General features: G+C 32.0%; 28 protein-coding genes. 9 read left to right on the top strand and 19 right to left on the bottom strand.

Going from position 1 to position 26337, the window contains the following annotated elements:
- The first annotated feature begins 58 nt into the window (after positions 1 to 58).
- Positions 59 to 1345 (top strand): citrate synthase, encoded by a 1287-nt coding sequence (locus RM697_RS06855; RefSeq protein WP_311427131.1) that lies wholly within the window; start codon positions 59 to 61, stop codon positions 1343 to 1345.
- 98 nt (positions 1346 to 1443) lie between these two features.
- Positions 1444 to 2358 carry a dimethylarginine dimethylaminohydrolase family protein gene (locus RM697_RS06850; RefSeq protein ID WP_311427130.1) on the top strand — a complete coding sequence of 305 codons (915 nt, stop codon included), beginning with the start codon at positions 1444 to 1446 and terminating at the stop codon, positions 2356 to 2358.
- 2 nt (positions 2359 to 2360) lie between these two features.
- Here the strand turns inward: RM697_RS06850 and RM697_RS06845 are convergent, their stop codons facing one another.
- Together RM697_RS06845 and RM697_RS06840 are read right to left on the bottom strand one after the other, a co-directional pair.
- A complete protein-coding gene (locus RM697_RS06845) occupies positions 2361 to 3275 on the bottom strand; it encodes an amidohydrolase family protein (RefSeq protein ID WP_311427129.1) in 915 nt (304 codons plus the stop codon).
- 15 nt (positions 3276 to 3290) lie between these two features.
- A complete protein-coding gene (locus tag RM697_RS06840; RefSeq protein ID WP_311427128.1) occupies positions 3291 to 3860 on the bottom strand; it encodes a Pycsar system effector family protein in 570 nt (189 codons plus the stop codon).
- Positions 3861 to 3961: 101 nt separating this feature from the next.
- Between RM697_RS06840 and RM697_RS06835 the strand changes: the two genes are divergently transcribed.
- A complete protein-coding gene (locus tag RM697_RS06835) occupies positions 3962 to 4393 on the top strand; it encodes a GNAT family N-acetyltransferase (RefSeq protein WP_311427127.1) in 432 nt (143 codons plus the stop codon).
- 13 nt (positions 4394 to 4406) lie between these two features.
- Here RM697_RS06835 and pepE read toward each other — a convergent pair whose 3' ends face one another.
- Positions 4407 to 5114 (bottom strand): dipeptidase PepE, encoded by a 708-nt coding sequence (gene pepE / locus RM697_RS06830; protein ID WP_311427126.1) that lies wholly within the window; start codon positions 5112 to 5114, stop codon positions 4407 to 4409.
- Between the two features lie 116 nt (positions 5115 to 5230).
- On the opposite strand from pepE, the gene RM697_RS06825 reads away from it, so the two are divergent.
- From RM697_RS06825 to RM697_RS06800, 6 genes are all read left to right on the top strand, one after another.
- Positions 5231 to 6028, top strand: a complete 798-nt coding sequence (locus tag RM697_RS06825; RefSeq protein WP_311427125.1) for a carboxypeptidase-like regulatory domain-containing protein — start codon at positions 5231 to 5233, stop codon at positions 6026 to 6028.
- A gap of 31 nt (positions 6029 to 6059) precedes the next feature.
- Positions 6060 to 6803, top strand: a complete 744-nt coding sequence (locus RM697_RS06820) for a carboxypeptidase-like regulatory domain-containing protein (RefSeq protein WP_311427124.1) — start codon at positions 6060 to 6062, stop codon at positions 6801 to 6803.
- Positions 6804 to 6894: 91 nt separating this feature from the next.
- Positions 6895 to 7398: a DUF6702 family protein gene (locus tag RM697_RS06815; protein ID WP_311427123.1), complete on the top strand. Its 504-nt coding sequence runs from the start codon at positions 6895 to 6897 to the stop codon at positions 7396 to 7398.
- Positions 7399 to 7459: 61 nt separating this feature from the next.
- Positions 7460 to 9772 carry a M1 family metallopeptidase gene (locus RM697_RS06810; protein WP_311427122.1) on the top strand — a complete coding sequence of 771 codons (2313 nt, stop codon included), beginning with the start codon at positions 7460 to 7462 and terminating at the stop codon, positions 9770 to 9772.
- A gap of 81 nt (positions 9773 to 9853) precedes the next feature.
- Positions 9854 to 10135: a Sec-independent protein translocase subunit TatA/TatB gene (locus RM697_RS06805; protein WP_311427121.1), complete on the top strand. Its 282-nt coding sequence runs from the start codon at positions 9854 to 9856 to the stop codon at positions 10133 to 10135.
- Positions 10136 to 10260: 125 nt separating this feature from the next.
- Entirely contained in the window at positions 10261 to 11769 is a 1509-nt protein-coding gene (locus RM697_RS06800) for a S8 family peptidase (protein WP_311427120.1), read from the top strand.
- A 29-nt stretch (positions 11770 to 11798) separates the two neighbouring features.
- Here the strand turns inward: RM697_RS06800 and RM697_RS06795 are convergent, their stop codons facing one another.
- From RM697_RS06795 to bglX, 16 genes are all read right to left on the bottom strand, one after another.
- Complete coding sequence (locus tag RM697_RS06795; protein ID WP_311427119.1) at positions 11799 to 12149, bottom strand: hypothetical protein; 351 nt, start codon at positions 12147 to 12149, stop codon at positions 11799 to 11801.
- Positions 12150 to 12371: 222 nt separating this feature from the next.
- Positions 12372 to 13016, bottom strand: coding sequence for an O-methyltransferase (locus tag RM697_RS06790; RefSeq protein WP_311427118.1), 645 nt, complete (start codon positions 13014 to 13016; stop codon positions 12372 to 12374).
- The gene (locus RM697_RS06785; protein WP_311427117.1) at positions 13016 to 14104 is read right to left on the bottom strand and encodes an amidohydrolase family protein; all 1089 of its coding nucleotides are present in this window, start codon (positions 14102 to 14104) and stop codon (positions 13016 to 13018) included. The genes RM697_RS06790 and RM697_RS06785 overlap by 1 nt, the downstream gene beginning before the upstream one ends.
- The gene (locus RM697_RS06780; RefSeq protein ID WP_311427116.1) at positions 14101 to 14592 is read right to left on the bottom strand and encodes a 3-hydroxyanthranilate 3,4-dioxygenase; all 492 of its coding nucleotides are present in this window, start codon (positions 14590 to 14592) and stop codon (positions 14101 to 14103) included. Before RM697_RS06780 ends, RM697_RS06785 begins: the two co-directional genes overlap by 4 nt.
- A 141-nt stretch (positions 14593 to 14733) precedes the next feature.
- On the bottom strand, positions 14734 to 15516 hold the full coding sequence (locus tag RM697_RS06775; RefSeq protein ID WP_311427115.1) for an SDR family oxidoreductase: 783 nt from the start codon (positions 15514 to 15516) through the stop codon (positions 14734 to 14736).
- Between the two features lies 1 nt (position 15517).
- Complete coding sequence (locus RM697_RS06770) at positions 15518 to 16957, bottom strand: aldehyde dehydrogenase (protein ID WP_311427114.1); 1440 nt, start codon at positions 16955 to 16957, stop codon at positions 15518 to 15520.
- 22 nt (positions 16958 to 16979) lie between these two features.
- Positions 16980 to 17720 carry a DUF6090 family protein gene (locus tag RM697_RS06765; protein WP_311427113.1) on the bottom strand — a complete coding sequence of 247 codons (741 nt, stop codon included), beginning with the start codon at positions 17718 to 17720 and terminating at the stop codon, positions 16980 to 16982.
- A complete protein-coding gene (locus tag RM697_RS06760) occupies positions 17713 to 18429 on the bottom strand; it encodes a DUF6090 family protein (RefSeq protein WP_311427112.1) in 717 nt (238 codons plus the stop codon). Before RM697_RS06760 ends, RM697_RS06765 begins: the two co-directional genes overlap by 8 nt.
- A 91-nt stretch (positions 18430 to 18520) precedes the next feature.
- Entirely contained in the window at positions 18521 to 19264 is a 744-nt protein-coding gene (locus RM697_RS06755; RefSeq protein ID WP_311427111.1) for a DUF6090 family protein, read from the bottom strand.
- Positions 19261 to 20028, bottom strand: a complete 768-nt coding sequence (locus RM697_RS06750) for a DUF6090 family protein (protein WP_311427110.1) — start codon at positions 20026 to 20028, stop codon at positions 19261 to 19263. Before RM697_RS06750 ends, RM697_RS06755 begins: the two co-directional genes overlap by 4 nt.
- Before the next feature lie 3 nt (positions 20029 to 20031).
- Positions 20032 to 20832, bottom strand: a complete 801-nt coding sequence (locus RM697_RS06745) for a DUF6090 family protein (RefSeq protein WP_311427109.1) — start codon at positions 20830 to 20832, stop codon at positions 20032 to 20034.
- On the bottom strand, positions 20825 to 21580 hold the full coding sequence (locus RM697_RS06740; protein ID WP_311427108.1) for a DUF6090 family protein: 756 nt from the start codon (positions 21578 to 21580) through the stop codon (positions 20825 to 20827). Before RM697_RS06740 ends, RM697_RS06745 begins: the two co-directional genes overlap by 8 nt.
- Before the next feature lies 1 nt (position 21581).
- On the bottom strand, positions 21582 to 22319 hold the full coding sequence (locus RM697_RS06735; RefSeq protein WP_311427107.1) for a DUF6090 family protein: 738 nt from the start codon (positions 22317 to 22319) through the stop codon (positions 21582 to 21584).
- A gap of 2 nt (positions 22320 to 22321) precedes the next feature.
- Entirely contained in the window at positions 22322 to 23110 is a 789-nt protein-coding gene (locus tag RM697_RS06730; protein ID WP_311427106.1) for a DUF6090 family protein, read from the bottom strand.
- A gap of 9 nt (positions 23111 to 23119) precedes the next feature.
- Positions 23120 to 23902 (bottom strand): DUF6090 family protein, encoded by a 783-nt coding sequence (locus tag RM697_RS06725; RefSeq protein ID WP_311427105.1) that lies wholly within the window; start codon positions 23900 to 23902, stop codon positions 23120 to 23122.
- Between the two features lie 133 nt (positions 23903 to 24035).
- On the bottom strand, positions 24036 to 26327 hold the full coding sequence (gene bglX, locus RM697_RS06720) for a beta-glucosidase BglX (protein WP_311427104.1): 2292 nt from the start codon (positions 26325 to 26327) through the stop codon (positions 24036 to 24038).
- Positions 26328 to 26337 lie beyond the last annotated feature (10 nt).

The following is a 26337-nucleotide window of genomic DNA, read 5'->3' as shown; positions in this document are numbered from 1 at the left end:
TATATATTTCGTAAATTCGTGATCCAAAATTCGATTAAGAAATCTAAATTAAGAATATATGTCAGATAAAGCGACCTTAGAGATAAACGGTGAAAAGTATGAGTTTCCATTAGTAAAGGGAACAGAGAATGAAGTTGCAATAGATGTTAAAGCTTTAAGAGGATCTACCAATGGAATAATTACCATTGATCCTGGATATAAAAACACTGGAAGTTGCGAAAGTGAAATTACTTTTCTAGACGGTGAAAAAGGAATTTTAAGATATAGAGGGTATTCTATTGAAGAGCTTGCCGAAAAAGCAGATTTCTTAGAGGTTGCTTATTTATTAATTTTTGGAGATTTACCTAATCAAAAACAACTAGATAAATTTCATACAGATATAAAATCGCATGCCGTTGTTGATGACGATGTTAAAAAAATATTAGATGCTTTTCCCAAGTCAGCGCATCCAATGGGAGTTTTATCGTCTTTAACTAGTGCGCTTACAGCATTCAACCCTTCTTCAGTTAACGTAGATTCAGAAGAAGATATGTATAACGCCATTGTGAGAATTTTAGGTAAATTCCCTGTGCTTGTTGCCTGGACTATGCGCAAAAAACATGGAATGCCACTTAATTATGGTAGTAGTTCTTTAGGCTATGTTGAGAATGTCTTACAAATGATGTTTAAAAGACCAGATGAAGATTACGAGCAAAATAAAATTTTAGTTAATGCATTAGATAAATTGTTAATCCTTCATGCAGATCATGAGCAAAACTGTTCTACATCAACAGTTAGAATTACAGGATCTTCACATGCTGGATTATTTGTGTCATTAGCAGCTGGTATCTCTGCACTTTGGGGACCATTGCATGGTGGTGCAAACCAAGCTGTATTAGAAATGCTAGAAGCCATTAAAGACGATGGTGGAGATACTAAAAAATATATGTCTAAAGCAAAAGATAAGAGCGATCCATTTAGACTTATGGGCTTTGGTCATAGAGTTTATAAGAATTTTGATCCTAGAGCAAAGATTATTAAAGTGGCTGCAGATGAGGTATTAGGTGACTTAGGTGTTGAAGATCCAATCTTAGATATTGCAAAAGGTTTAGAAAAAGAAGCTTTAGAAGACCAATACTTCGTCGATAGAAAATTATATCCAAATGTAGATTTTTACTCAGGAATTATTTATAGAGCAATGGGAATTCCTGTTGAAATGTTTACAGTAATGTTTGCCTTAGGTCGTTTACCTGGATGGATTGCACAATGGCGCGAAATGCGTTTGCGCAAAGAACCGATCGGAAGACCAAGACAGTTATATATAGGCGAAACTTACAGAGCATTTAAATCTATAGACAAAAGATAATTGACTTTTAAGGTAACAATTGATAATGTCATTCAGGATTAAGGAAGAACTATTAACCATCTTCTTCATTAATTTTAGAATGGCATTTTTTTTAATCTATGCTTAAATTAAACGTAAAAAACGAAACTTCAAGGTTAAGAGCAGTTGTTCTTGGTATTGCAGATAGTAATGGACCTAGTCCAAATCCAAAGGAATGCTACGATCCTAAGAGTAGACAACATGTTTTAGCTGGTACTTATCCAAAAGAAGAAGATATGACTAAAGAAATGGATGCTGTAGCTGCTGTTTTTGAAAAGTATAGTGTTAAGGTGTTTAGACCAAAAGCTATCAAAGATTATAACCAAATCTTTTCGAGAGATATTGCATTTGTTATTGAGGATAAAATGATAAAGGCTAATATATTACCAGATCGTGATCGCGAGTTCCAAGCCATAGAGCATGTTTGGTCACTAGTTCCTAAAGAGAATAGAATTACGTTACCAGAAGAATGCCATGTTGAAGGTGGTGATATTATGCCTTGGAATGATTATATATTTATTGGTACTTATTATGGTAAGGATTATCCAGACTATATCACAGCACGAACCAATATAGAAGCTGTTGAAGCCATTCAAAGATTATTTCCAAATAAAACTGTAAAATCCTTTGAGTTAAGAAAATCTAATACTAACCCAAAAGAAAACGCTCTACACTTAGATTGTTGTTTTCAGCCTGTTGGAAAAAACAAAGCTATTATTCATAAAAACGGATTTTTGATTGAAGATGATTATAACTGGCTCGTTAACTACTTTGGTAAAGACAATGTATTTGAAATTTCTAAAGAGGAAATGTATAATATGAATAGTAATATTTTTTCAATTTCTGAGAACGTTGTTATTTCTGAAACAAACTTTACCAGACTAAATGCATGGTTACGTTCTCATGGTATAACAGTAGAAGAAGTACCTTATGCAGAAATAGCTAAACAAGAAGGATTGTTGCGCTGTTCCACCTTACCATTACTAAGAGACTAATATTAAAAACCGTTTAAACGAATGGTATTGATTTCATCTAAATTAAATACATCTTCGTTGTACAAATCTTCAAATTGTTTTGAAACTGTAGTATTGAAAAGTAAAAGATCATCAGTACTAACTGTAACGTTTATACCATAGTTAAATAGTTGCTTTATAGGATGTTCTTTTAATGAATTGACAGCGCCAAGAGCAACATTACTTTCTGGACATATGTTTAAACGAATGTTATGTTTTAAAATAAGATCCATAACTTTTTTGGAATCTACTGCTCTAATACCATGCTGTATTTCGTTTGGTTGTAGCTGATTTATTGTATTTTCTATAGTGTTACAATCCGAAAATTCTCCAATATGAACTTTGGTTTTTAGATTGTAATCCCTAGCCATATTGTAAAATTTCACAAAAGGTTTAAGATCTTGCTTATCTTCTTTACCATAAAAATCTATATTACTAAAGACACCACTTTTAATACATTTTACACCATCAGAGTAAATTTTTTCGAGATCAAGATCTTTATTTACACCAATATCTGGTTTAAAGTCAATTCTAGAGTCGTACTTAGCTTTTAATTTAGCTACAATACCAATAACATGGTCAATAGAATTATCAAAAAAGCGTGCTAAGCCAACATCAACACTAGCCTCTAGAAGTGTTATATTGTCTTCAATTGCCGCTATTATGGCCATTTCCATAAAACACTCTACATCTTTTCCCTTTTGCATAATAGTATTTAAATGACCATAAATAAAGTCAATCATACCTGGTAGTCCATCATAAGATTTAGGAAAAACCAAATCAGCATCTGGATAATACTTTTTTAGTAATACCCTAGTACCACTTAAATGCAAATGACTGTGTACATCTGCTTTTGGAGTATTGTAAATATCTTTAATAGAGGTAAGTGATGTATTCATGTTACATGTCTAAATCTAAACTAAAGGTGTTATAACATAGTTTAGAACAATAATCAAAAGTAAAATTAAACCAATAGCTAAATACCTAAGTGACTTATTTACACTTTTAAATTTAGTGGCTGCAATTTTAGCATTAATAAATATTTGTTGCCCTAATTGGTTATAACGTTCTTTTTCATTAATACTTGTATTATAAAAGGTTTCCGAAAACTCATTTATAGTTCCAAATTTTGAGATAATATCTCCAAAGAAAAACACATTAGTATCGTAACTCTTTTCTATTCTTGGAATAAAGGTTCGTATACTAAAATATATAGAAATAAACGTGCATAGTAACCACGAACCCAAAAGAATATAATCAGCTACTTGCCCTAAAAAATGTTCTTGAGTAAGCTCTACATTCTTGTAGACAAAGTTTAGAATAATACCATAAAATGATAAAATTAATCCAGCTTTTAACTCAGAAGATTTAATTAGTCTCACAAAATAATTAATACTTCCCCAATAATGAAATGCTAAGTCTGTTGACTTTTTTATAGTTGTATCGTCTTTTTTATGAGTTGGTTTTGGTTCTGGTTGTTTCAAGAGTAAATATTAAATTTGACTAAAATCTAAATATCGACTTTTTTTTCAGAAAAATCAAAAAAAGAAATGTTGATGACTATGTTTACAATAGTATTTAATTTATGCATGATTCAATTACATTCAAAATAATCCCAAGTAAAGATATTTTAACTATTGTTCCTCTATTAGTAAAATTGAACGATTATAAAATTAATGAGGATACGTTAAGTAAACGATGTCTTCAAATGGTTAAAGAAAACTACGAGTGTGCTGGTGTTTATGATAACAAAAAACTAATTGGCATCACAGGCTTATGGTATTGCACAAGACATTACGCTGGTACGACCATGGAAGTAGATCATGTTTACATAGATGATAATAATAGAGGTAAAGGTATAGGAAAGGATTTTTTTGGTTGGATCCACAACCATGCCAAAGATAAAGGTTGTAAGACAATAGAGTTAAATACTTATGTACAAAACTATCCGTCTCATAAATTCTATTACAACTTAGGCTATGAAATTTTAGGCTACCATTTTTTAAAGACACTTTAATCTTTACAAATTTTTATTTTAAGTCCGATAAGTCAGTACCTGAAGTAACTTCATAAGGTGGTTTAGATAGCTCAAAAATTCTTGCATCTAATTCACCTTTTAATGTTATAGATTTTCCTTTAACGTTTAGCCAACTACCTTCACGTATACCTACGACTGGCTGAGAGTTAAATTTATGAAATTCATTAATTCTGGTCTCACGTGTTTCTCCCATATGTGTGCTTGTTGGGTCTGGATCTAAGTAATGAGGATTAATATTAAACGGAACAAATCCAAAGGTTTTAAAGCTAGGAGGATATACAATTGGCATATCGTTAGTAGTATTCATAGTTAATCCACAAATATTACTTCCTGCACTAGTTCCTAAATATGGAGTACCATCGTTAACAGCACTAGTTATTTCTAGGATTATATCATTTTTATACAATTGGTTAACTAAAACAAAAGTATTGCCTCCACCAACAAAAATGCCTTTAGCATCTCTAATGGCTTGCTTTGGGTCATCAAATTCATGAATACCAATAACAGTTTTATTTATTTTGGTAAAAGGAATGCTCACTTTATCTGTATATTGATCGTGTGTTATACCACTTGGTCGTGCGTAAGGAATAAACAATATAGAATCAGTATTTTTAAAATGTATTTTTAAAGTGTCTAGTAAATATTCTAATGAGCCTTGTCCATGAACTGTAGAAGTACTAGCAATTATTATATCTTTCAAATGAATAGTTTTTTTGTAAATTTAAGTAATTGTAGTGTTTAACAAAAGTTTACCACCTTTTAGAATTTATTTATGAAGATAAACTACGTTATTTATAGTACCAATCATTTTAAACTATGAAAATTAAAATTGTTGCATTTCTGTTTTTAGTGTCATCTTTTACGGTCTTTTCACAAGATACCGATCGTAAGCCAATTACTGGTAAAGTAGTGGTTAAAACAGATGAATTAGAAGGGATTACAGTCTATAATAAATCTACAAAGAAAGGAACATCTACAGATACTAGTGGAAACTTTGAAATTACTGTTGGGCTCAACGATATATTAGTTTTTGGAGCCTTGCAGTTTGAAGACTTTGAAGCTAATATTACTGAAGAGATTTTAGAATCCAAGCGCATGGTAGTTTACCTTATAGAAGAAGTAAATAAACTTGATGAAGTACTTATTTTACCTTACGATCTAACAGGTTATTTAGAAAAAGACGTTGAGGATGTAAAAACTTTTAATCCAGATATGGATGCTATTTATTTTGGAATTAAAAAACAAGATGAGTATGAGTTTAGAGACGATTATAAATCTAGTGTAGATAATATTGCTTTGCATTCACAGTCTCAACCAATAATTACTAACGGTTTAAATGTTAAAAATTTAATTGGACTTTTCTTCAAGAAAAAAGAGAAATCAAATAACCAAGTAGCAGATGTTCCTATTAATAATTTAAGAACGTATTACAGTGATGATTATATATCAAATAACTTCAAAATACCTAAAGCTGAGATTGATGAGTTTGTAGTTTTTTTAGAGAAAAACGGACTTGATTATAATTTGCTAAGACAAGGCAAAGAGATGCAGTTCTTGGAGTTTATTAATCAAAAAAGTCAGGTCTATTTATTAACACAGGGTGATAAAAACTAGAATTTTTTTTAGTCTAATATTCACGTTTATTGTGAATGTTATACATGCACAAAATACCGAACTTAAAGGTAAAGTTATTGGGTCAGGAGACGTTGAGGGTATACATATCCTTAATGTTACGCAATCTATTTATTCTACTACAGACCTAAAAGGCGAATTTATTATACCTGTTAAGGTAAATGATACCATTTCAATTTCTTCTATTAAATATGAAATAGAATCTATTGTCATAAACAACACTCATATTAAAAACAAAAGTATAGAGATTAATCTCAAAGACAAGATTAACGAGTTAGATGAGGTTGTTGTTGGTAAAGTTTTAACAGGAGATTTATCTTCTGACATAAAAAACACCAAAGTAAAAGATGAAATAAATTTTTATGATGTTGGTATTCCAGGCTACACAGGTCCTCAAATGACACAAAACGAGAGACGACTTTATGATGCAGATTCTGGTAAATATTTTTATTTCTATGGAATCGCAGCGAGTGTTAATATTTATAAAATACTTAATAAAATTAGTGGAAGAACCAAGCGTTTAAAACGAATTGTAGCCGAAGAACGTTTAGATCGTTTTATTCTTAGGATTAGAGATTTACATTTAGAAGCTTTGTTCGATGACACCAAACTTTCAGAGCAGCAAATTGCAGAGTTTTTCTACTTCTGTGGAGACGATTCAGAGTTTGTTGTTTGGTGCAATAATAGAAGTGATATAGAAGTTTTTGAAAAACTACAGAAAAAATTAACCATCTATAAAGACAATCTAAAAAATTGATAATTTATAGTCTTGTACTTTAATTATAATCGATCATAAATTATTTATTTTTGGAACGCTTTTTGAAAACTTCATTAATATAAACCTTAAAATGAAAAACATAAAATATCTCTTAGTAGCAATAGTTTGTTTTAGCCTCATATCCTTTACATCTGCTCATAAGTATTATGTTAGTGTTACACAAATAGAATATGTAGAAGACAAAAGCTCACTTCAGATTATTTCTAGAATTTTCATTGATGATTTTGAGCGTATCCTTCAAGAACGATATGATGATTCAATTATTTTGGGAGATGAAGAAGAAACAGATAATGCAATAAAGTATATTGAGCAGTATCTAAAAACAAAACTCTCTTTAAGAGTTAATGACCAAGACGTCAACTTTAACTTTATAGGTAAAAAATATGATAATGATATTGTTATATGTTACTTAGAAGTTGAAAATATTAAGCAATTAAAAACCTTTGAAATTTCTAATAAAGTATTATTTGAGTTGTATGAAGAGCAGCAAAACATTGTAAGAACTAAAATCTACTCAAAACGAAAAAGTTTAATACTAATTGCTCAAAATGATAAAGGAATGTTAAAGTTCTAGTAAGCCCATATAAATCCTCATTTTTTAAGTAATTTTCGTCTTCAAAATTTAAAATTAAACCATGAAGACTTTTAAGTATTTTTTTCTCTCCTTTCTGTTTCTTTCTGGAGCTGTTTTAGCACAGGATCAAGATCAAGAAAAACCAGAACGTAAAACTGGACATACCAATCAGAATAAGTTTAAACAACTTTATGATGAATTCTCTACACCAAACATGTACAGAACAGGCTCTGGTGCACCAGGACCAGCATATTATCAGCAGCAAGCTGATTATAAAATGGATCTTGAACTTGATGATAAAAATGCAATGTTAACAGGTAACGAAACCATTACTTATACTAATAATTCACCAGATGTTTTAGAATATTTATGGGTTCAGTTAGATCAGAACGTAAGAGCAAAAGATTCTAAGTCGCCATTAATTCAAGGTAGTGGTGTGCCAAAGGCGCAACAACCCTCAGGTTTCACAAGTACCTTTATGAAAGATAAATTTGACGGAGGATTTAATATCCAAAGCGTCACTGATGTCAATGGAAAGCCCCTGCCACACATGATTAATAGAACCATGATGCGTATTGAGCTACCAAAGCCTATGGCAACAGGAGATAAGTTTTCGTTTTCTATTGCTTGGTGGTACAATATTAATGATCACGTAAATCAAGGAGGTCGATCTGGATATGAATATTTCTCAGAAGATGGTAATAAAGCATATGTAATTGCACAGTTTTACCCAAGGATGGCTGTTTATAATGATGTAGAAGGTTGGCAAAATTCGCAATTTTGGGGAAGAGATGAATTTGCTTTACCATTTGGTGATTTTGATGTAAATATTACAGTACCAGCAGATCATATTTTAGACGGAACAGGTGTCCTTACCAATAGAAAAGAAGTTTTTACAAAAGATATGATGAAGCGTTACGAACAGGCAAAGAAATCATATAACGAACCTGTTGTAATTGTTACACAAGCAGAAGCAGAAGCAGCTGAAAAAGGATTTAGTGATGCTAAAAAAACTTGGAAATTAAGTGCCAAAAATGTTCGTGATTTCGGTTTTGCAACATCCAGAAAATTTATTTGGGATATGATGGCAGTTAAAATTGGTAACAAAGATGTTATGGCTGTATCTATGTATCCTAAAGAAGGAAATCCATTATGGGAAGAGTGGTCTACTAAAGCAGTAGCAAGTACATTAAAATCCTACTCTAGGATGACCTTTGATTATCCTTATCACAAAGCAATTTCAGTTCACGCTAGAAGCCAAGGTATGGAGTATCCTATGATTTGTTGGAACTATGGTAGACCAGACAAAGAAGGAAATTATTCCGATAGAACCAAGTATGGTATGATGAGCGTAATCATTCATGAAGTTGGTCATAACTTCTTTCCAATGATTGTTAATAGTGACGAACGTCAGTGGACATGGATGGATGAAGGCTTAAATACTTTTATGCAATATGTTGCTGAGCAAGATTTTGGAGAGTGGTATCCAGATGCTTTATCTGCATCTGATAAAACTTATCCTTCTCGTCGTGGACCAGCAGCCAAAATCGTTCCTTACATGGGAGGAGATCAAGATTATATTGCACCAATCATGACAAAGGGTTTAAATACGTATCAATTTGGAAATAACGCTTACGGAAAACCAGCTACTGCACTAAATATTCTTAGAGAAACAGTTATGGGTCGTGAGCTTTTTGATTATGCCTTTAAAGAATATGCACAGCGATGGATGTTTAAGCACCCAACACCAGAAGATTTTTTCAGGACAATGGAAGATGCATCGGCATTTGATTTAGACTGGTACTGGAGAGGTTGGTTCTACACAACAGACTATGTAGATGTAGGCTTAAAAGAAGTGAAAAAATACTATGTATCCTCTGAGCCTAATGAGTATGTAAAGAATATTGTAAAACAAAGAGGAATGAAAATGGAAGACCTTCCACCTTTAGTTTATATGGTAGAAGAAGGTTCTGATGAATATAATGAGAAAATGAAAGAAGGGAGTTTATTGGATAATTCACAACCTCTCAAAGAGTACATTATGGATAACTTTTCTGAAGAAGAACGAAAAGCAATGAAAGAGCCTAAGTATTTTTATAACGTAACTTTTGAAAAACCTGGAGGACTTGTAATGCCAATTATTGTACAGTATACATATGCAGATGGTACAACTAAAAAAGAAACATATCCTGCTCAGATTTGGAGATTAAATGATAAGGAAGTAAGTAAATCTGTAGCTTCTGATAAAGAAATTGTAGCCATTACTGTTGATCCAGATTTGGAGACAGCTGACATTGATACATCAAACAATTCTTGGCCAAGAGAAATTAAGCAAAGTGAGTTTGAGCAATTCAAAAACAAAGTAAAAGATTAATATTAATTTATAATTTTTAAAAGCCAGCAAATTTATGCTGGCTTTTTTTATCTCCAATATGGTTCTCATTATATTTGCAATGTGATTCAGGTAACAACATTTTTATTTATCGGCGGAACAGAGATAGTCTTTATCCTTTTTATTGTGATTATGGTATTTGGTGCAGATAGATTACCAGAAATAGCTAAAGGTCTTGGTAAAGGCATGAAAACATTACGTAATGCTACTAACGATATTAAACACGAAATCACAAAAAGTGCCGAGCAACAAGGTATAGATACAGATGTCGCAAAAGACATTAATGATGAGATTAATAAAGTAAAAGACGATTTAGGAGATTTTACAGGATCTATAAAACGATAATCCACTGATTGAATAATCTGTAATTTCTTAATAACTTTATTGAATATTTTTCATTTTCACTTTATAAATTTTATTGATAATTAATATATTTAGAAAAATAAATTAACCAACTAAATCAATTATTAATGAAAAAACTTTTCGTAAGGATACTACTTATATTAGTAGTTATCCTAAATTTTAATGCTTGTACAAAAGATAATAGCTTTATAGAAGAAACTTTAGATTTCCCTAAAGATCCACTTACTGTTGATGAAATAAATGCCAGGATTAATGAATCGTTTTCTAATAACGGTGAGTTTAATTGGGAAGATACAGATGAACACTTTATTTGGAGTGCTTTAACACATGGAGATTATATACTTACAGTAGGTTATGGAAATGAGGGTGAGAGTTTTAGTGAGGTTAGGGATGAAGCTTTAGAAACTAAAAAGCAAGATTTAGTTAAGCTAATAAGTGAAAACGAAGCCTTAGATTTAAACGATATCAAAATCGTATCTCATACTGTAATTAATGTTTTTGATATAGAGGTAAAAGATATTAAGACAGTAATTGCATTAAGACAAAATCCTAATGTGAGGTATATTGAGCCAAATGGTTATAATAAGTTTGAAATAGCAAATGCTAACATGCAGCGATCTAGTTCTGGGTGTGATAAAAATGCCGATTATATAAATCCATCGCATTATTCAACTATAGCACCTAACAATGCCCAAGTAGCATGGAATTTTTATGAACACAACATACCTTCAGCTTGGAATGTAAGTACAGGATCTGGAGTTACTGTTGGGCTTATCGATACTGGAGTTTCACTATCTCAATCGCTACTTAATTCCTCTGGTTTTAATGATGGCTATTCAAATGGACGCTACGTTCAGAAGTATGGTACGTTTATAGATTCTTGGTGGTGGTGGTCTAATAATTATGATGGACCACATGATAAGTGTGGTCATGGTACAGCTATGGCTTCAACTATTGCAGCTCCAAGAAATGATAATGGTATGCCTGTTGGAGTAGCCTATAACTCTAATCTAGTAGCGTATAGAGCTACCGAAGATGTCTTGTTAAATGATTATCATGAACGTAAAGGCGTTAGTGATGCCTTAGTGCAATTAGGTAATAGGAGTGATGTTAAGATTATATCAATGTCTATTGGTTATGTATGGTCTATAGGCAACGTTAGAGATGCAGTTAGATATGCTCACAGTAGAGGAAAACTGATTTTTGCTGCAGGCGGAACATCCACAAGTTTTACAAATGGATTCGGTGTTATTTTTCCTGCTACTATGAGTGAAACTATAGCAGTTACTGGTGTTGATGATGGTTCTAATTATGAGCGTTGTAATACATGTCATAGTGGAAATAAAATTGACTTTACAATTATTATGGAAGGTGATAATAATACAAGTAAGGCACCACCAGTTCTAAGTTTTTACAACAATCAGAGACGTTATACAGGAGGTTCTTCTGTAGCAACTGCAACTACAGCAGGTATCGCAGCGTTGGTATGGTCTAGATATCCTAGTTGGTCTAGAACTCAGGTGTTGAATAGATTAAAGCAGTCTTCAGATTTCTACCCTTACAAAAACAGTAATTTTGGTTATGGTAATATTGATGCGTTACAAGCTGTTCAATAAAAAATATAAATTTAAAAATAGCCTCTTCCTTAGTGAAGAGGTTTTTTTTTGAATTGTTGATATAATTCAAAACCAAAACTCATGCAAAATAGTAGTAAAATACTAAAAGCTACATAGTGAAACCAAAAAGGTTCTGCACCTTTAAAATCACCTTTTATTCTAGCAACATAGGTTAATATCATTACTAAACTTACATAGTAAAAGTAGATGACTTGTAAAGTTTTAGATAATTGATTAAACTTAAGAGGTGCAACTACAATCATTAAATAAGCTAAAGCACCACCAATTACTTTTGGAATCTCCAATGGTATTTCATTGAGACAAACATTAGTTGCCAAAAACATAAAATGGATCAGATGTACAATTGCAAAAATTGACATGAATTTTGTAAAGCTTGGATTTATTAGTTTAGTATTTCGTATACTTTCTATATACTTCAAAAAAGTGATTAAAAAAACGAGAAGAGAAAACCGACCAGAGTATCTTGCAGCATACATAAAAAGCTCATTGTTAGTTGAAGTAATACAGTAGCAAATTGAGACTATAATAACTTCAATACCAATAGCAATTACTAATAGTTTTTTAAACGAAATTAACATACTTTAAAGCTTTCTACTTAGTGTTAACCCATCTCTTATAGGTAAAAGCACAGTTTCTATTCTAGGATCTTCTTTAAGATGTTTGTTATAAGCAATAAGTGCAGGTGTAGAGAGATCCTCTTTTTTAAATTCTGTATCCAGTATTTTACCACTCCATAACACATTATCAGATAAAATAAGTCCTCCTTTGTTAAGCTTATCTATGATTAGATTAAAATAGTTTAAATAGTTTGGTTTATCTGCATCTATAAATACTAAATCAAAACTAGTGTTTAGTTTTGGTATAATATCTAGTGCATTACCAGTGTATTGTTTTATTTGATTTTTGAATTCAGATTTATCAAAATAGTTTTGAGAAAAATCATGAAGCTCCTCATTAATATCAATGGTATGAAGCATTCCATTATTTTGAAGACCTTCAGCTAAACATAGTGCCGAATACCCAGTATAGGTACCTATCTCTAGAATAGTTTTAGGGTTTACCAATTTAGAAATGATACTGAGTACCCTACCTTGATAATGACCACTAAGCATTCGTGGTTGCAAAATTTTCTGGTAGGTTTCTCTGGTGAGTTGTTGTAATAATTCTGGCTCGTCTTCGGTGTGATTAGCGACGTAGTTATCTAAAGTCTCAGAAATAAATTGCATTATCCTAAAATTCTATTTATCAGTTTTTCCTTTGCATTAGTATCATCACCACATAACCATTGAATAACATTATCCTCCCAAATTGAATCACGCTCAGTTTCGGTAATAATATCTCTTTCAATAGCCAAATCAAGAATTTTGCCAGGATAAGACGATTGCTTTTCACTCTCCATTTCACCAAGAGGATAAGGATCATCTAAGCCCATTAACACTTGATCAGAACCTTGATTTTTAATCAGTAATTCAAGACCACCAGTATCATGTACTAAGGTGTCAAAGAATATGTTTTTATGACCAACGGCTTTTCTTGGATGGCTTTTATCTTTAAATAAATCTGGTCTTCCGTCAAATCCTTGTATACGTCGTCCAAGATTAATTTGTGCTAGTTGTCCACCATGTGCAAAACAAATACGCATATTCTTATACTTTTCGTAGTAACCGTTTAGTGTTAAAAAATGATAAGCATCTGCACATTGTGCAAGCATCCATATCAAATGAAAACGCCACGAGGTATTTTGAAGTTTAATAAATTTCTCCCCATCGTAAGGATGTACTTCAACTGCTAAATTATATTTGTCAGCTAATTCAAAAATAGGCTCATTTTCTTCATCAAAAATACAGCGCCAAGTACCAATAGTATCCATATAATGGGTTGGTAAACATAATAAACGCATGCCTAATACTTCCACACAACGCTCAATCTCCCAACAAGCACCTCGAACAAAACCTGGATGTACTACAAAGCCACACGTAAATTTGCTTGGATTCTCATGTTGTACTCTAGCATTAAAATCGTTCTGAAAACGAAGAGCTTGCTTCATTTCTTCTAAACGTAATCCATTGCCATAGAGTTGGGAAAGATTAAGTACTACAGCATGATCTATCTTAAAATGTTCCATCCAAGCCAGTTTCTCGTTTAAGAAAAAACTAGAATCTGTGATTGGTCTATTCCAATCTTTTTGGAGCATAAATTTACGGTCCTTATCTACCCAAAAAATACCTTTATCCTTCATGAATTGAGGAATTTCCTCAGGATAGGGAAGTAGGTGCGAGTGACCGTTTATTCTAAGTTTTCTTTTGTCTTTCAATCTTTTGAGTTTTGTTTTTGGATAGTGTTGTAATATCTATCAAAAATTGCTGGCATATCTGTCTCAATATTGTCTAAAGTGAATTCTTCTTCGTAAAGTAAGTTTCCATTGTCTTCAGAGTACCATTGTAGTTTATCCTTTACACCTACTGGTCTTGGATATTCTATAACTAATCCTACGGTATTTGCACCTCGCCTTGGTGAATGAGGGATTTTTGGTGGTAATACAAATATTTCGCCTTCTTTTATGTGTATATCCTTTGGTATTCCTTCTTCTATAACCTTGAGTACAATATCACCTTCAATTTGATAGAAAAACTCAGGTGTCTCATTATAATGATAATCTTTTCTACTGTTTGGACCACCAACAACCATAACAATAACATCAGCATCTTTCCATACGACTTTGTTACCTACTGGTGGTTTTAGAAGATGTCTGTTTTCTTCTATCCAGTCTTTGAAGTTTAAGGGTGAAACTAATTTACTCATGAGTTTATTTTATTTTGGCGTGCCCTTACAGGTCAGGCTTTCCGTTAAATCTTTTTTTATCTAATAGGTTTCGACTGCGCTCAACCAGACAAAAAAAGGATACCACTTCAATCCTTCACGCAAATTTTAGTTGTTATAAAATTACAAACTTTTTGTTCGCCCACCATCAACTGGTAGATTTATTCCGTTAATATAGGCAGCAGCTTCGCTCGCTAAAAACGTAATAGCATTGGCAATCTCTTCTGGTTTTGCAAAACGTTTTGCAGGCACTGCACTTTTCATGGCATTAGATGCTTCCTCTTCTGTCTTACCAGTTTTAGCAGATTTATTTTTTATAATTTGAGCTAGACGTTCTGTACCAGTTGCTCCTGGTAATACATTATTTACAGTAATGCCAAATTGTCCAAGCTCATTTGCTAAGGTTTTACTCCAATTAGCAACTGCACCTCTAATAGTATTACTAACACCTAATCCGTCTAGAGGTTGTTTTACAGATGTTGAGATTACGTTTATTATTCGACCATAGTTTTCACTCTTCATAAAAGTTACGACAGCTTGAGCTAGTACATGATTACACTTTAGATGCTGTGTAAATGCTTGTTCAAACTCACTAACTTCTGCATAAAATATTGGGCCTCCTTTTGGACCACCTGTATTATTTACTAAAATGTGAAAGCCATGATTAGTATTAATATACTCAGAGACTTTAGCTTCTAAATCTGCTGGGTCTGAAAAATCTGCTACGATATAATCATGTGATCGTTGTTGTGGTAATTCAGCTAAAGTAATTTTTAACTTGGCTTCATTTCTAGCAATAAGTGTCACTTGAACACCTTCTGCAGCTAATGCCATTGCTGTGGCTTTCCCTATACCAGCTGTACTTCCACAAACTAAGGCGTATTTGTTGTTTAATTTTAAATCCATTCTAATATTTTATACATACATTTTTTGCTTCTGTAAAAAAGCGTAAGGCTTCAAAGCCACCTTCACGACCAACGCCAGAATTTTTAACACCTCCAAATGGTGTTCGTAAATCTCGCATAAGCCAAGTATTTACCCAAACAATTCCAGCTTCAAGCTGCTTAGTCATTCTCATAGTGCGTTTTAAATCGTTGGTCCAGAGTGTTGCTGAAAGTCCATATTTAACTTTGTTTGCCATTTGTAACACTTCATCTTCTGTTTTAAAAGGCATAATCGTAACGACTGGACCAAATATTTCTTCTTGGTTTACGCGACAGTCGTCTGTTGGAACTTCTATAACTGTAGGTTCTAAATAATAACCATTTTCATAACCTTCTACAGTCACCTTATTTCCGCCACATAAAACAGTTCCGCCCTCCTCTTTTGCGATGTCGATATAACGCATCACTTTTTCTAAATGTGGTTTAGAAACTAAAGCACCAACTTTAGTATCTGCTTCAGATGGATGACCAACTTTTAATGTTTTTATACGCTCTACAAAATCAACTTTGAATTTTTCGTAGATCGATTCTTCAATAAAAATTCGACTTCCACAAAGGCAAATCTGACCTTGATTTGCAAAAGACGAACGTACTGTGGTCTTTAACATATCGTCATAATCGCAATCGGCAAAAATAATGTTTGGGTTTTTCCCACCAAGTTCTAAAGAGAGCTTCTTGAACATTGGAGCAGCGACTTTGGCGATATGTGCTCCAGTTGCTGTACCTCCTGTAAAACTTATGGCTTTAATGCCTGGATGCTCCACAATGGCTTGACCTGTTGTGGTACCTAAACCATGAACAATATTGAGTACACCTTTTGGTAATCCAGCCTCATTACATAGTTCACCTAATAAATAAGCTGTCATTGGCGTAACTTCACTTGGTTTTGCAACCACACAATTACCAGCTGCAATAGCTGGCGCTATTTTCCAACTAAATAAATACAGTGGAAGATTCCAAGGCGATATACAGCCTACGACACCAATAGGTTGACGCAATGTATAATTAATAGCATTTTGCCCAACACTCTCATGGCTTTCACTTGCAAACTGCGTTAAAGCATTTGCAAAAAAGCGGAAGTTGCTTGATGCTCTAGGAATATCTATCATTTTGGCAAGAGCTACTGGTTTGCCATTGTCTTTACTTTCGGCCTCTGCTAGGCGATCTAAATTTGCTTCTATCAACTCTGAAATTTTGAGCATGATTCTACTACGTTCTTCTAGTGTGGTCGTACACCATTGCTTAAAAGCAATCTTTGCCGCTTTATAGGCTTCTTCTACATCTTCTGTTGTGGAGTTTGGGATTTGACTATATATCGCTCCATTAGATGGATTGTAATTGTCAATCCAATTATTTTGTATTGGATTTTGAAAGTTACCGTTTATGTAATTTTGAATGTCCATTATATAGCTATAAATCTAAGATTTATTTATTCGTTTCTGCCAAAATAGCGTCTAAAATAGTTCCGATTCGTTTTAAACTCTTTTCAGCTGCAACGACTCTATAAAGATAGTCGTCCGTAATGTTTTCAAACTCAATATCATTAAAAATAGCATACTTATCTATTTTAAGACTTGTATTTTCTTTCCAATTTAATGCGCCATATTTGTCTATATCTTTTAATGCATAATGTTTGGATAAATAGGGTACCAATTCATTGTCAATTTTGAGTTCTGCGCGTTCAATAGCAACCTTAAAGTCTTTGAGTTGGCTTTGCCAATTATAGAGTAATAGTTTAAGAGCTTTATTTTTTAATAGCCTAAGTCTACCAGACTGTATGAGGTCATTGATCGTATTCTCGCTTGGTCTATACTCACCTGGTTCTAGAAGCATAAATAAAAGGCTATCTATATTTTGTTTTTTTAAGTGCTCCTCGGATTTTCCCATAAGATTCATTATGGTATATCCTATTTGTTTTGCATTTTCTGTTTCGACTATATTTTGGTCATACATTTTCTTGTTTTCTGAAAACTCATCATTTAGGTTTTGAAGGATGGAACTTTCTTCTAAAACCTCTTTTCTGTTCTCATTCCAAGTATTAATCTGTAAGGCGATGAGAATCCCAATAACGACAAGGATAATCTCGCCTATAGCGTATTTAAAGTACTTGCCTGTTTTGTTTTCCATGAGTAAGGATTTTCGAATATGTCTAAAGAATTTAATCATTAATGTATTTTTTGGACAGTCTTTTGATTTCAGAGATTTTATCTAATGCAGCTTTTATAAATGGTGCAGAGCTAGCCCTATTTTCTCTATATAATTTTAAAAAACTTAGTGTTGATTGCCTTTCAAAAAAAGCTTTAGAATCTATTGGTACAGCATACTCGCGCCATTTGAAATCTAAAAAATCTTCTTTTAGCAATGGCTCCCAATCCTTTTTAAAAGATTCTTCTACATCATTTAGAGCAACATAAACAGCATGAACACTTTGATCATAGTAAGTTATTAATGCTAATTGAAGCTCATTATCTGAAATTACGTCTATACCTTTAGATTTTAACATTTCAAATGCACTGGATTGTGATTTAAATCTTTCAAATGAAATAATCTTTCCTAACCAGTTATTTAAACTATCACTGTGATTTCCCAAACTCAATTGTTCCAATAATTTGCCTGTTAAGACATTAGATTCATTAGAATTATATAATTCATTAGACAAAGCAATAGAATCGTTTTTTAAATTTTGATTAATAAGTAGTAGAACTTCTCGTTCATATTTATGATTTTTTCGATTTTCATTCCAAGTATTAATCTGTAAGGCAATGAGAATACCAATGACGACAAGAACGATCTCACCTATGGCGTATTTAAAATATTTTCCTGTTTTGTTTTTCTCCATAAGATCGTATCTAATTTTTCTAAAGAACTTAATCATGTATTAGTGTGTTTTGTCATTCCTGCGAAAGCAGGAATCTATTTTGAGGTTAATGTTTTTTGTAGATTCCTGCTTTCGCAGGAATGACAAGTTAATGTTCTTTTATGTAAGTTTCAATATCTTTTTTTAATTGAATAGCTTCAGCCTTAATATCATTTAAATTATTATAATAATATTCACTGACGAATAAAAAAGTTCTTAAAGATTGAATATATTCTTTATTGACTTTTAGCGCTTCATAGTTATTAGGACGCATTACTATTTGTCCATTATTTGAAGTTGAAAATGTAAAATCTTTTCTTATAAAATCGAGCATATACTCATGAAAATCTTGCCTTAATTCACTAAAGGCTCCTTTAGTATCAATAACTGTAGCGCTATAAAACTGACCTATTTCCGAACGAATTTTTGAATCTTCTATCAAGTCCATACCAATTGACGAAAGCGAATTATAGCCACTTGTTTTAAAATAAGGTTCGTCATATGAGTTTGTAGAGTAGAAGTGATTTCCTAGAGAGTCATGGTATTTCTGATCTGTTTGTAAGACGTTAATTAGGGTTTTTATGGAGTTAATATTTTTTGCTAAATTATTATTCTGTGTATTTAGAACGTCATCTAAATCTATGAGACTGTATTCTAGATCTGATACAATTTCGAGAAGTGCTTCACGTTCTTTTGCTTTAGCTTTTTTGCCTTCGTTCCAATTATTAATTTGTAGTGCAATGAGAATACCAATAACAACAAGGATAATTTCGCCAATAGCGTATTTAAAGTATTTTCCTGTTTTTCCTGTTTCCATTAATCTGAATCTTATTTGTCTGAAGAATTTTATCATTTAATATTAGCGTCTATAAGTTTTAAAGTGTCATTTAAGTAAATCTCTACGTTCTTATAAGCCGTTAATACGTAAACTATATTTAAGGCGTTATTATAGATTTGATTTTCAAACTCAAGAGTTCTCATAGTTGTGCTATAATTTAGAGTGTAACTTGAACTGGAAATTTTTGGCAAATTCGTTTTTTCCATTAAACGGTCTGGTATTGCGATATTTCTTAAAATGGCTTTATTTGTTAAAGAAGGAATAAGAAAATCGAACATATAGTTATAGTATATTTCAATATCGTCTTCAGTATCCGCTTCTATAAATGACCAATTAGATAGTTGTCTTCTTAGCTCAGGATCTTTAATAATACTTAGTGAGCCTGAACTCTTTATTTCGTCTATTGAAGCTGAATTAAGGTCTAGTGAATAAAAACCATTGATAATGTCGTCTAAAAGTATTTCCGCTTCAGCAGGATTTATGGTGTTATCATTTTTTATAATTTCTAATAGCTTTATTGAAGATTTGTAGCTATCTGCAGAACTATTATAAATCCTATTAAATTCGGTGAGATTATCTCTAAAATCTGAACGTAAGTTTTTCAATATAGTTTGCTCTTTATTTACTTCTAACCTTTGGTTATTCCAATTATTGACTTGTAAAGCCAATAGAATACCAATCATTACAAGTATAATTTCGCCAATGGCGTATTTGAAGTACTTTGTTGTTTTTCCTGTTTCCATGAGGTTATATCTTATTTTTCTAAAGAATTTAATCATTTGTTATTTTTCAAGAAAAGAATAATTTTCTAGTAATAAATTGTTTAGATCATGGATCTTCTTTTTCACCTCTTTATATACTGTAAAATGAAAAAAAGAAACTGATTTTTTATAATTAATTAAGTTATAAAGTACCAATGCGTTTTCAGGTATATTAATAGACTTTGAAACGAGTTCTAAAATATTATCAGGCATCTTTTTAAAGGTATCAGCAATTCCGGCATTGAAATCTAGCCACGCTTTGGAATCATCACCCATCACACTTGTTAAAGCCATACTCTTATCCATGGCTGTTAAATCATTTCCAAGATTGTTGCTAGAAATAATTTGGCCATATAAACCAATCTCATCATAATATTTTAATAAACTATCTTTTACGGTCCTATTTTGTATGATATCTAGATTTCCTGATGACTTTATTTCCTCTAAAGCGGTATCAATAATGTTGAACGTAAAGCGGTCATTAATTGCAGAAATTTCGGCCAGGCTCTTCGTGTTTACAATAAACTTATTATGTTGGTGATATGATTTTTGAGCATTTGATAGACTTGTAAAACTAGATAGTTCCCCATTTGAAGCACGATCTAAAATCACTAATTGCGCTTTTAAATCTCTTTGGATATTTGTGATATAGACTTTTTCCTTTACTCGATTTTTTCTGTCTTCATTCCAAGTATTAATCTGTAATGCAATGAGAATACCAATAACCACAAGGATAATTTCGCCAATAGCATATTTAAAGTATTTTCCCATTTTGTTTTGTTCAATTAATGATTTGCGAATATGACGGAAGAATTTAATCATTACTTTTTTTAGTTATTTCTTCAGCTATTAAATTATACAGATTTCTGTTAGATTGTTTAATTTGTTTGATACGTTCATCAGTGCCTTGCATAATCAATTCGCCCCAACCTGTGCCTTGTTTTAAGGTTTTATAAGCTGTTGATTGTTTATTTTCTATAAATCTATCTACATAAGCATCTTTATCTTTAGTTTCCTCTAGATAAGTGAGCCAATAATCGGTCATATTTGGCCCAAAAAACAAGGCTCTATATTCGCCTCTTATCTGTGAAAGGCTGTTGCTGTATGTATCTATTAATTCGTAATAGTCTATACAGAAGTCTGTGAGTTCTGCATTGGATAAGGTATATAATTTGCCGGAGTTGATCATTTCATCAAATGTGGTAGCTCTTGGATTTATACCCAAAAATTGAGCGCCTCCATATTGTTGGCTAATCATTTCTTTTAGTACAACTTCATTATTTTTTACTATAGCATTTTTAAAGGTTCTTATCTTTTCTAGATATTCCTGGTTTATAGAATCTGCAACCTTAAGTTGGTTATAATCAGATTCTAGATCTGTAATAAGTTTTTTTAAAATGGTTGTTTCTACTTCTTTTTCTTTGTAATCGTTGTAGGTGCTATTAATCCATATGGCTATAAGAATTCCTATAACTACAAGAATTATTTCGCCCAAAGCATATTTAAAATATTTTCCTGTTTTATTTTCCATAATTAGGTTTTGACGTATTTTTCGGAAGAATTTAATCATACTAATTGTTATTTAATTCTTCATCTATTAACTCAATGAGTTCTGCATTCTTTTCAATGGCATATTCTCTCATTTGAATATCTATAAACCTTTGTGAACGACTGAAGGATAAAAAGCTTTTATATAATCTTGATTCAATAATTTCTTGATAATTGAATGGTTTTGCTTTGTGTTGATTAACCGTGTTGAAGTCACTTGGTTCTCTATACATAAGCTCAAGAAAAGAAGGGAAAATTGAACTCCAATTTCCTTCGTTAAGCCTTGTGTTTTCTATTATCTCTGGATAAGAAATTTCATATAAATCAATTATAGCATTGCGTAACTTTTTTGATTTAATAATATCTACACCATTAAAAATGAGTGCCTCATAACCAGATGATTTCCATCTGCTTGTAGACCACCATGTAGCAAAACGAAAGTGTCTGTCAAGCGAGTCATTATAAATTTTAGTAACAGTTATGTTATTTAAAAGAATGTCTATAGAATTAAGAACATTTTTGTTTTCTTCTATGTCTTTTTTAAATTGAATAATATTGAACTCGGCATTTTCTTTTACATCAATAAGAATTTCGTGAGCCTTTTTAATATCCTTTCTTCCTTCGTTCCAATTATTCACTTGCAAAGCTAAAAGTATACCTACCATTACAAGGATAATCTCGCCAATAGCATATTTAAGGTATTTACCTGTTTTGTTTTCGCTCATAAGATTGTATCGTATTTTTCGGAAGAATTTAATCATCTCTATTCTTTAATTTCTTGATTTAATAATTCTAAAATTTCTAAAATCCGATTATGTAAAACCTGAGATTGCAGGTTTGCCGCATAATTTACAGAAACAGCCATAGAGGCTATTCCTTCAAGCTCCTTATTCTCTAATATTTCAATTGTATTAAAGGCGTTACTCAATTTAGGTTTTTGAAATGGGTTTATAAAAGTGCCTTCCATAACCCATTTTATATTTTGTTCATCATTCCACCATTTGTAAAAACTCTCTCGTAGTAAACCAAAACTATTAAACAGAGGAATAACGGATTCCCACATTCCTTTATTCCAGATGTTTTCTATCTCTTTTATATGCATAACGTTAGATGGCCAAGTGGTTAGTAATTGGTTTAATTTTTTATTCTTTATTAATAGAATATCCCCAGAATTTACAAGGTTGTTTTCAATGGGTTTAAATGTTGGGTTGCCAATCATCACATTTAATTGAGAACTAAGGTTATCCCCTTTAATAGTAATAGGTTCATCTATAAATTGTAACACTCTTGTAGCTGCTGTAATTATTTTTTTACGATGTGCAATTTTTTGTTCTAATTGTAAAAGATTTGCAGCGTATTCTTCTTTAAGTTGACTTAATATTTGTTGTTCTTTTATAGTGTCCTTTCTGCTTTCATTCCAATTGTTAATTTGTAATGCAATTAGAATACCAATAACCACAAGGATAATTTCACCTATGGCGTATTTAATGTATTTGGTAGTCTTATTTTTCTCCATGTGGTCTTTTCTTATATGTCTAAAGAATTTTAGCATTGAAAATAATTATTTTTCAGACTCTAAATTAGCATTGATTATTTCTAAGGTTTGCATATAAAACTTTTTTAAATCATACTCATCTAGATTTACAAAATCATTATTCAATTTATGTGTTGCAATCAAATTTTCAAATAACAGTAAATCGATTTCTTCGTATTTAGGTTTAAATGGAGATTCATTGAGTTTAAAGGTTTCGTAAGTATCTGACCAGCTTGAAAAATCCATAAAATTATTTTGGTTAACAAGCGAAAAATATTTGCTTGTATATGGAATGATGTGATACATGTAATAGTCGCTACGAATTACATAATCTTCTTCAAGATTATCTAAAAGCCCAGAAACCGCTGTTAATCTATCTCGTAACTCAGAATCTCTAATAATTGATAACTTTCCAGAACTAATAACTTCATTTACAAGTCCTGTTTGCGCATCAAAGGATCCAAACATATATACTTCATTCAAAAGACTATCAATATATCTTGAATTGGCAAAAGGATCCTCAGAACGTATCTGAAGGATAAGAGCAATAGTAGACTCTTTTGTGCCAGTATTTAATTTTATATTTCTAATAATTTCAGCAAGATTAATTTCAAATTCTTGCTTTAAGCCACTAAGTATTCGCTCTTCTTCTCCTTGATTTGCAAGGTCTTCTTTCCAATTATTAAGGGAAAGTGCTAAAAGAATACCAATAACCACGAGAATAATTTCGCCAATGGCATAAATGAGGTATTTACTGAATTTATTGTCAGTGAGAAGGCGTTGACGAACGCGACGAAAAAATTTAATCATTTGCAAGTAGTAACAAGCAAATTAGGTTGATGGTAGTCCCTGAGGTTATAGGTCTAAAAATAAAGTAATTCTAGAGATAAGTATACTGTATACAAAAAATGTTACAAAAAGATGTGTGTCAATTTCCTCTTAGTTAATCGATCAATTCAAATTTAATTTCTAAGCTAGTAAGCGAGTTTCCTCCAACAAAGACTTTAAAATCACCTGGTTCAACCACAAAAGCACCATCATTGTTAAAGTAACCTAACTGTGTTTTATCTAGTGTAAAATGTACTGTTTTTGTTTCGCCTTTTTTTAAATCTACTAGTTCAAATCCTTTGAGTTCTTTTACTGGTCTTGAAATACTACCAACCATGTCTCTTATATATAGCTGAACTACTTCTTTACCTTTACAAATTCCTGTATTGGTTATATCTACTGATACTTTAATGGTATCATTAATTTTAAATGTGCTACCATTAATATTAAAATTACTATACTCAAATGTGGTGTAACTTAAACCATAACCGAAAGGATACAATGGTGAATTTGAACTATCTATATAATGTGACCAAAACACATTGTTGTTGTTATTACTTGGTCGTCCTGTGTTTTTGTAATTGTAATAAATGGGTATTTGACCAACATGTCGAGGAAATGTAATCGGTAATTTTCCGCTCGGATTATAATCGCCATATAGCACTTGAGCTACAGCATTACCAGTTTGTGAACCCAATTGCCATGCCTCTACAATGGCAGGAACATTTGCTGCTGCCCAAGGTATTGCAAGTGGTCTTCCGTTGTTTAAAACTAGTACAATGTTTTGGTTGACTTTAAATATGGCTTCTAATAATTTTTGTTGTAGACCTGGAAGGTTTAGTTCTGTTCTACTTCTAGCCTCACCACTTTGATAGCCATGCTCTCCGAGAACCATAACCACGACATCAGCGATTTTTGCAATTTCTATAGCATCAGAAAAACCTGAGGTATCTATAGTATTTATTTTAACCTCTTTAATAAACCGAGTCGGTTCTGTGATTAAATCAACTCCTTTACTGAAGGTTAGTTTATTTCCAGTATATTCTTGCATGCCTTCCAATACAGATACAGCAGAATGATCATCTGAAGCTAATCTCCAACTGCCTAAAGGACTATTTTTATCATTTGCTAAAGGTCCTATAATTGCAATATGTTGTTTTTCTTTTTTAAGCGGAAGAATACTATTTTCATTTTTTAATAGTACAATAGATTTTTTAGCAATATCTAATACTTGTTCTTGATATTTTGGATTGTAAATGGTGCTTTTTTCATTGTCGAGATTACAATATTTGTAAGGATCATCAAATAATCCTAATTCAAATTTTACTCTTAAAATTCGTCTAGCTGCATCATCAACTATACTCTCAGGGACTATGCCATTTCTGACTAATTCAGAAAGTTCTTTGATGTAAACACTACCTTCCATATCCATATCTGAACCAGCTTTTGAGGCAATTTCGGCAGCTTCTTTTTTGTTTTTTGCAATTCCCCAATTTATCAGCTCGTTAATTGAAGCCCAATCAGAGACCACAAAACCATTAAAATTCCATTGATCTTTTAAAATATCTCGTTGTAGATAACTGCTTGCTGTAACTGGAATACCGTTGAGTTCGTTGAAAGAATTCATTACCGTTTTTACGTTGGTATCAACAGCGGCTTTAAATGGTGGTAATACAATATTATGAAGTGTAGAAGAGCCAATGTCTACAGAATTATATTCTTTGCCTGATTCTACAAAGCCATAAGCGGCAAAATGTTTTGCACATGCAGCAATGGTATTAGTAGCTTTTAAGTTAGTACCTTGAAAACCATTAACTCTAGCTATAGCAATTTTGCTTCCAAGAAATGGATCTTCTCCAGCACCTTCCATAACGCGTCCCCAACGAGGATCTCGAGAAATATCAACCATTGGAGCAAAGGTCCAATTTATACCTGATGAAGAAGCTTCAGCTGCTGCTATGCTCGCAGATTTTTCAATGATTTCTAAATCCCAACTTGAGGCTTCAGCTAAAGGTATAGGGCTGATTGTTTTATATCCATGAATTACATCATATCCAAATAGTAAAGGAATACCTAATCTAGTTTGTTCTACTGCAACTTTTTGAAGCGCTTTAACTTGTTTAACACCTCTAACATTAAGCATGGCACCTACCCAGCCATTTTTGAGATCTTCATATTTAGTTTCTGCAGAGCCCTCTTTTGGAACAGGACCAGTTGCATCCCAAAACCCATTGAGTTGATTCATTTGTCCGACTTTCTCTTCGATAGTCATAATTGATAATAAAGAGTCTATTTTATGCTCAGTAGATTTATCTAATACTTTATGTGTTGTGTTTTGTGCATAGCTATAGCTCATTATAAAAAATAAAATGAGTGTTATTGTGATATTCTGTTTGTATGATATCATTGATAAGTTA

Origin of the sequence: Microcosmobacter mediterraneus, assembly GCF_031846265.1 — a bacterium.
Taxonomy (GTDB): Bacteria; Bacteroidota; Bacteroidia; order Flavobacteriales; family Flavobacteriaceae; genus Microcosmobacter; species Microcosmobacter mediterraneus.
Note: the sequence above shows the minus strand (reverse complement) of the source record. Positions and strands in the feature narration are given on the sequence as shown.

Excerpts from the sequence above, each read along its gene's own strand:
- RM697_RS06850 (WP_311427130.1), top strand. The coding sequence starts at position 1,444 with ATGCTTAAATTAAACGTAAAAAACGAAACTTCAAGGTTAAGAGCAGTT.
- RM697_RS06855 (WP_311427131.1), top strand. The coding sequence starts at position 59 with ATGTCAGATAAAGCGACCTTAGAGATAAACGGTGAAAAGTATGAGTTT.
- RM697_RS06765 (WP_311427113.1), bottom strand. The coding sequence starts at position 17,720 with ATGATTAAATTCTTTAGACATATTCGAAAATCCTTACTCATGGAAAAC.
- RM697_RS06725 (WP_311427105.1), bottom strand. The coding sequence starts at position 23,902 with ATGATTAAATTTTTTCGTCGCGTTCGTCAACGCCTTCTCACTGACAAT.
- RM697_RS06845 (WP_311427129.1), bottom strand. The coding sequence starts at position 3,275 with ATGAATACATCACTTACCTCTATTAAAGATATTTACAATACTCCAAAA.
- RM697_RS06760 (WP_311427112.1), bottom strand. The coding sequence starts at position 18,429 with ATGATTAAGTTCTTTAGAAAAATTAGATACGATCTTATGGAGAAAAAC.
- RM697_RS06780 (WP_311427116.1), bottom strand. The coding sequence starts at position 14,592 with ATGAGTAAATTAGTTTCACCCTTAAACTTCAAAGACTGGATAGAAGAA.
- RM697_RS06795 (WP_311427119.1), bottom strand. The coding sequence starts at position 12,149 with ATGTCAATTTTTGCAATTGTACATCTGATCCATTTTATGTTTTTGGCA.
- RM697_RS06770 (WP_311427114.1), bottom strand. The coding sequence starts at position 16,957 with ATGGACATTCAAAATTACATAAACGGTAACTTTCAAAATCCAATACAA.
- RM697_RS06810 (WP_311427122.1), top strand. The coding sequence starts at position 7,460 with ATGAAGACTTTTAAGTATTTTTTTCTCTCCTTTCTGTTTCTTTCTGGA.
- RM697_RS06825 (WP_311427125.1), top strand. The coding sequence starts at position 5,231 with ATGAAAATTAAAATTGTTGCATTTCTGTTTTTAGTGTCATCTTTTACG.
- RM697_RS06775 (WP_311427115.1), bottom strand. The coding sequence starts at position 15,516 with ATGGATTTAAAATTAAACAACAAATACGCCTTAGTTTGTGGAAGTACA.
- RM697_RS06815 (WP_311427123.1), top strand. The coding sequence starts at position 6,895 with ATGAAAAACATAAAATATCTCTTAGTAGCAATAGTTTGTTTTAGCCTC.
- RM697_RS06735 (WP_311427107.1), bottom strand. The coding sequence starts at position 22,319 with ATGATTAAATTCTTCCGAAAAATACGATACAATCTTATGAGCGAAAAC.
- RM697_RS06750 (WP_311427110.1), bottom strand. The coding sequence starts at position 20,028 with ATGATTAAATTCTTTAGAAAAATAAGATATAACCTCATGGAAACAGGA.
- RM697_RS06740 (WP_311427108.1), bottom strand. The coding sequence starts at position 21,580 with ATGATTAAATTCTTCCGAAAAATACGTCAAAACCTAATTATGGAAAAT.
- RM697_RS06790 (WP_311427118.1), bottom strand. The coding sequence starts at position 13,016 with ATGCAATTTATTTCTGAGACTTTAGATAACTACGTCGCTAATCACACC.
- RM697_RS06835 (WP_311427127.1), top strand. The coding sequence starts at position 3,962 with ATGCATGATTCAATTACATTCAAAATAATCCCAAGTAAAGATATTTTA.
- RM697_RS06800 (WP_311427120.1), top strand. The coding sequence starts at position 10,261 with ATGAAAAAACTTTTCGTAAGGATACTACTTATATTAGTAGTTATCCTA.
- RM697_RS06745 (WP_311427109.1), bottom strand. The coding sequence starts at position 20,832 with ATGATTAAATTCTTCCGTCATATTCGCAAATCATTAATTGAACAAAAC.
- RM697_RS06730 (WP_311427106.1), bottom strand. The coding sequence starts at position 23,110 with ATGCTAAAATTCTTTAGACATATAAGAAAAGACCACATGGAGAAAAAT.
- RM697_RS06755 (WP_311427111.1), bottom strand. The coding sequence starts at position 19,264 with ATGATAAAATTCTTCAGACAAATAAGATTCAGATTAATGGAAACAGGA.
- bglX (WP_311427104.1), bottom strand. The coding sequence starts at position 26,327 with ATGATATCATACAAACAGAATATCACAATAACACTCATTTTATTTTTT.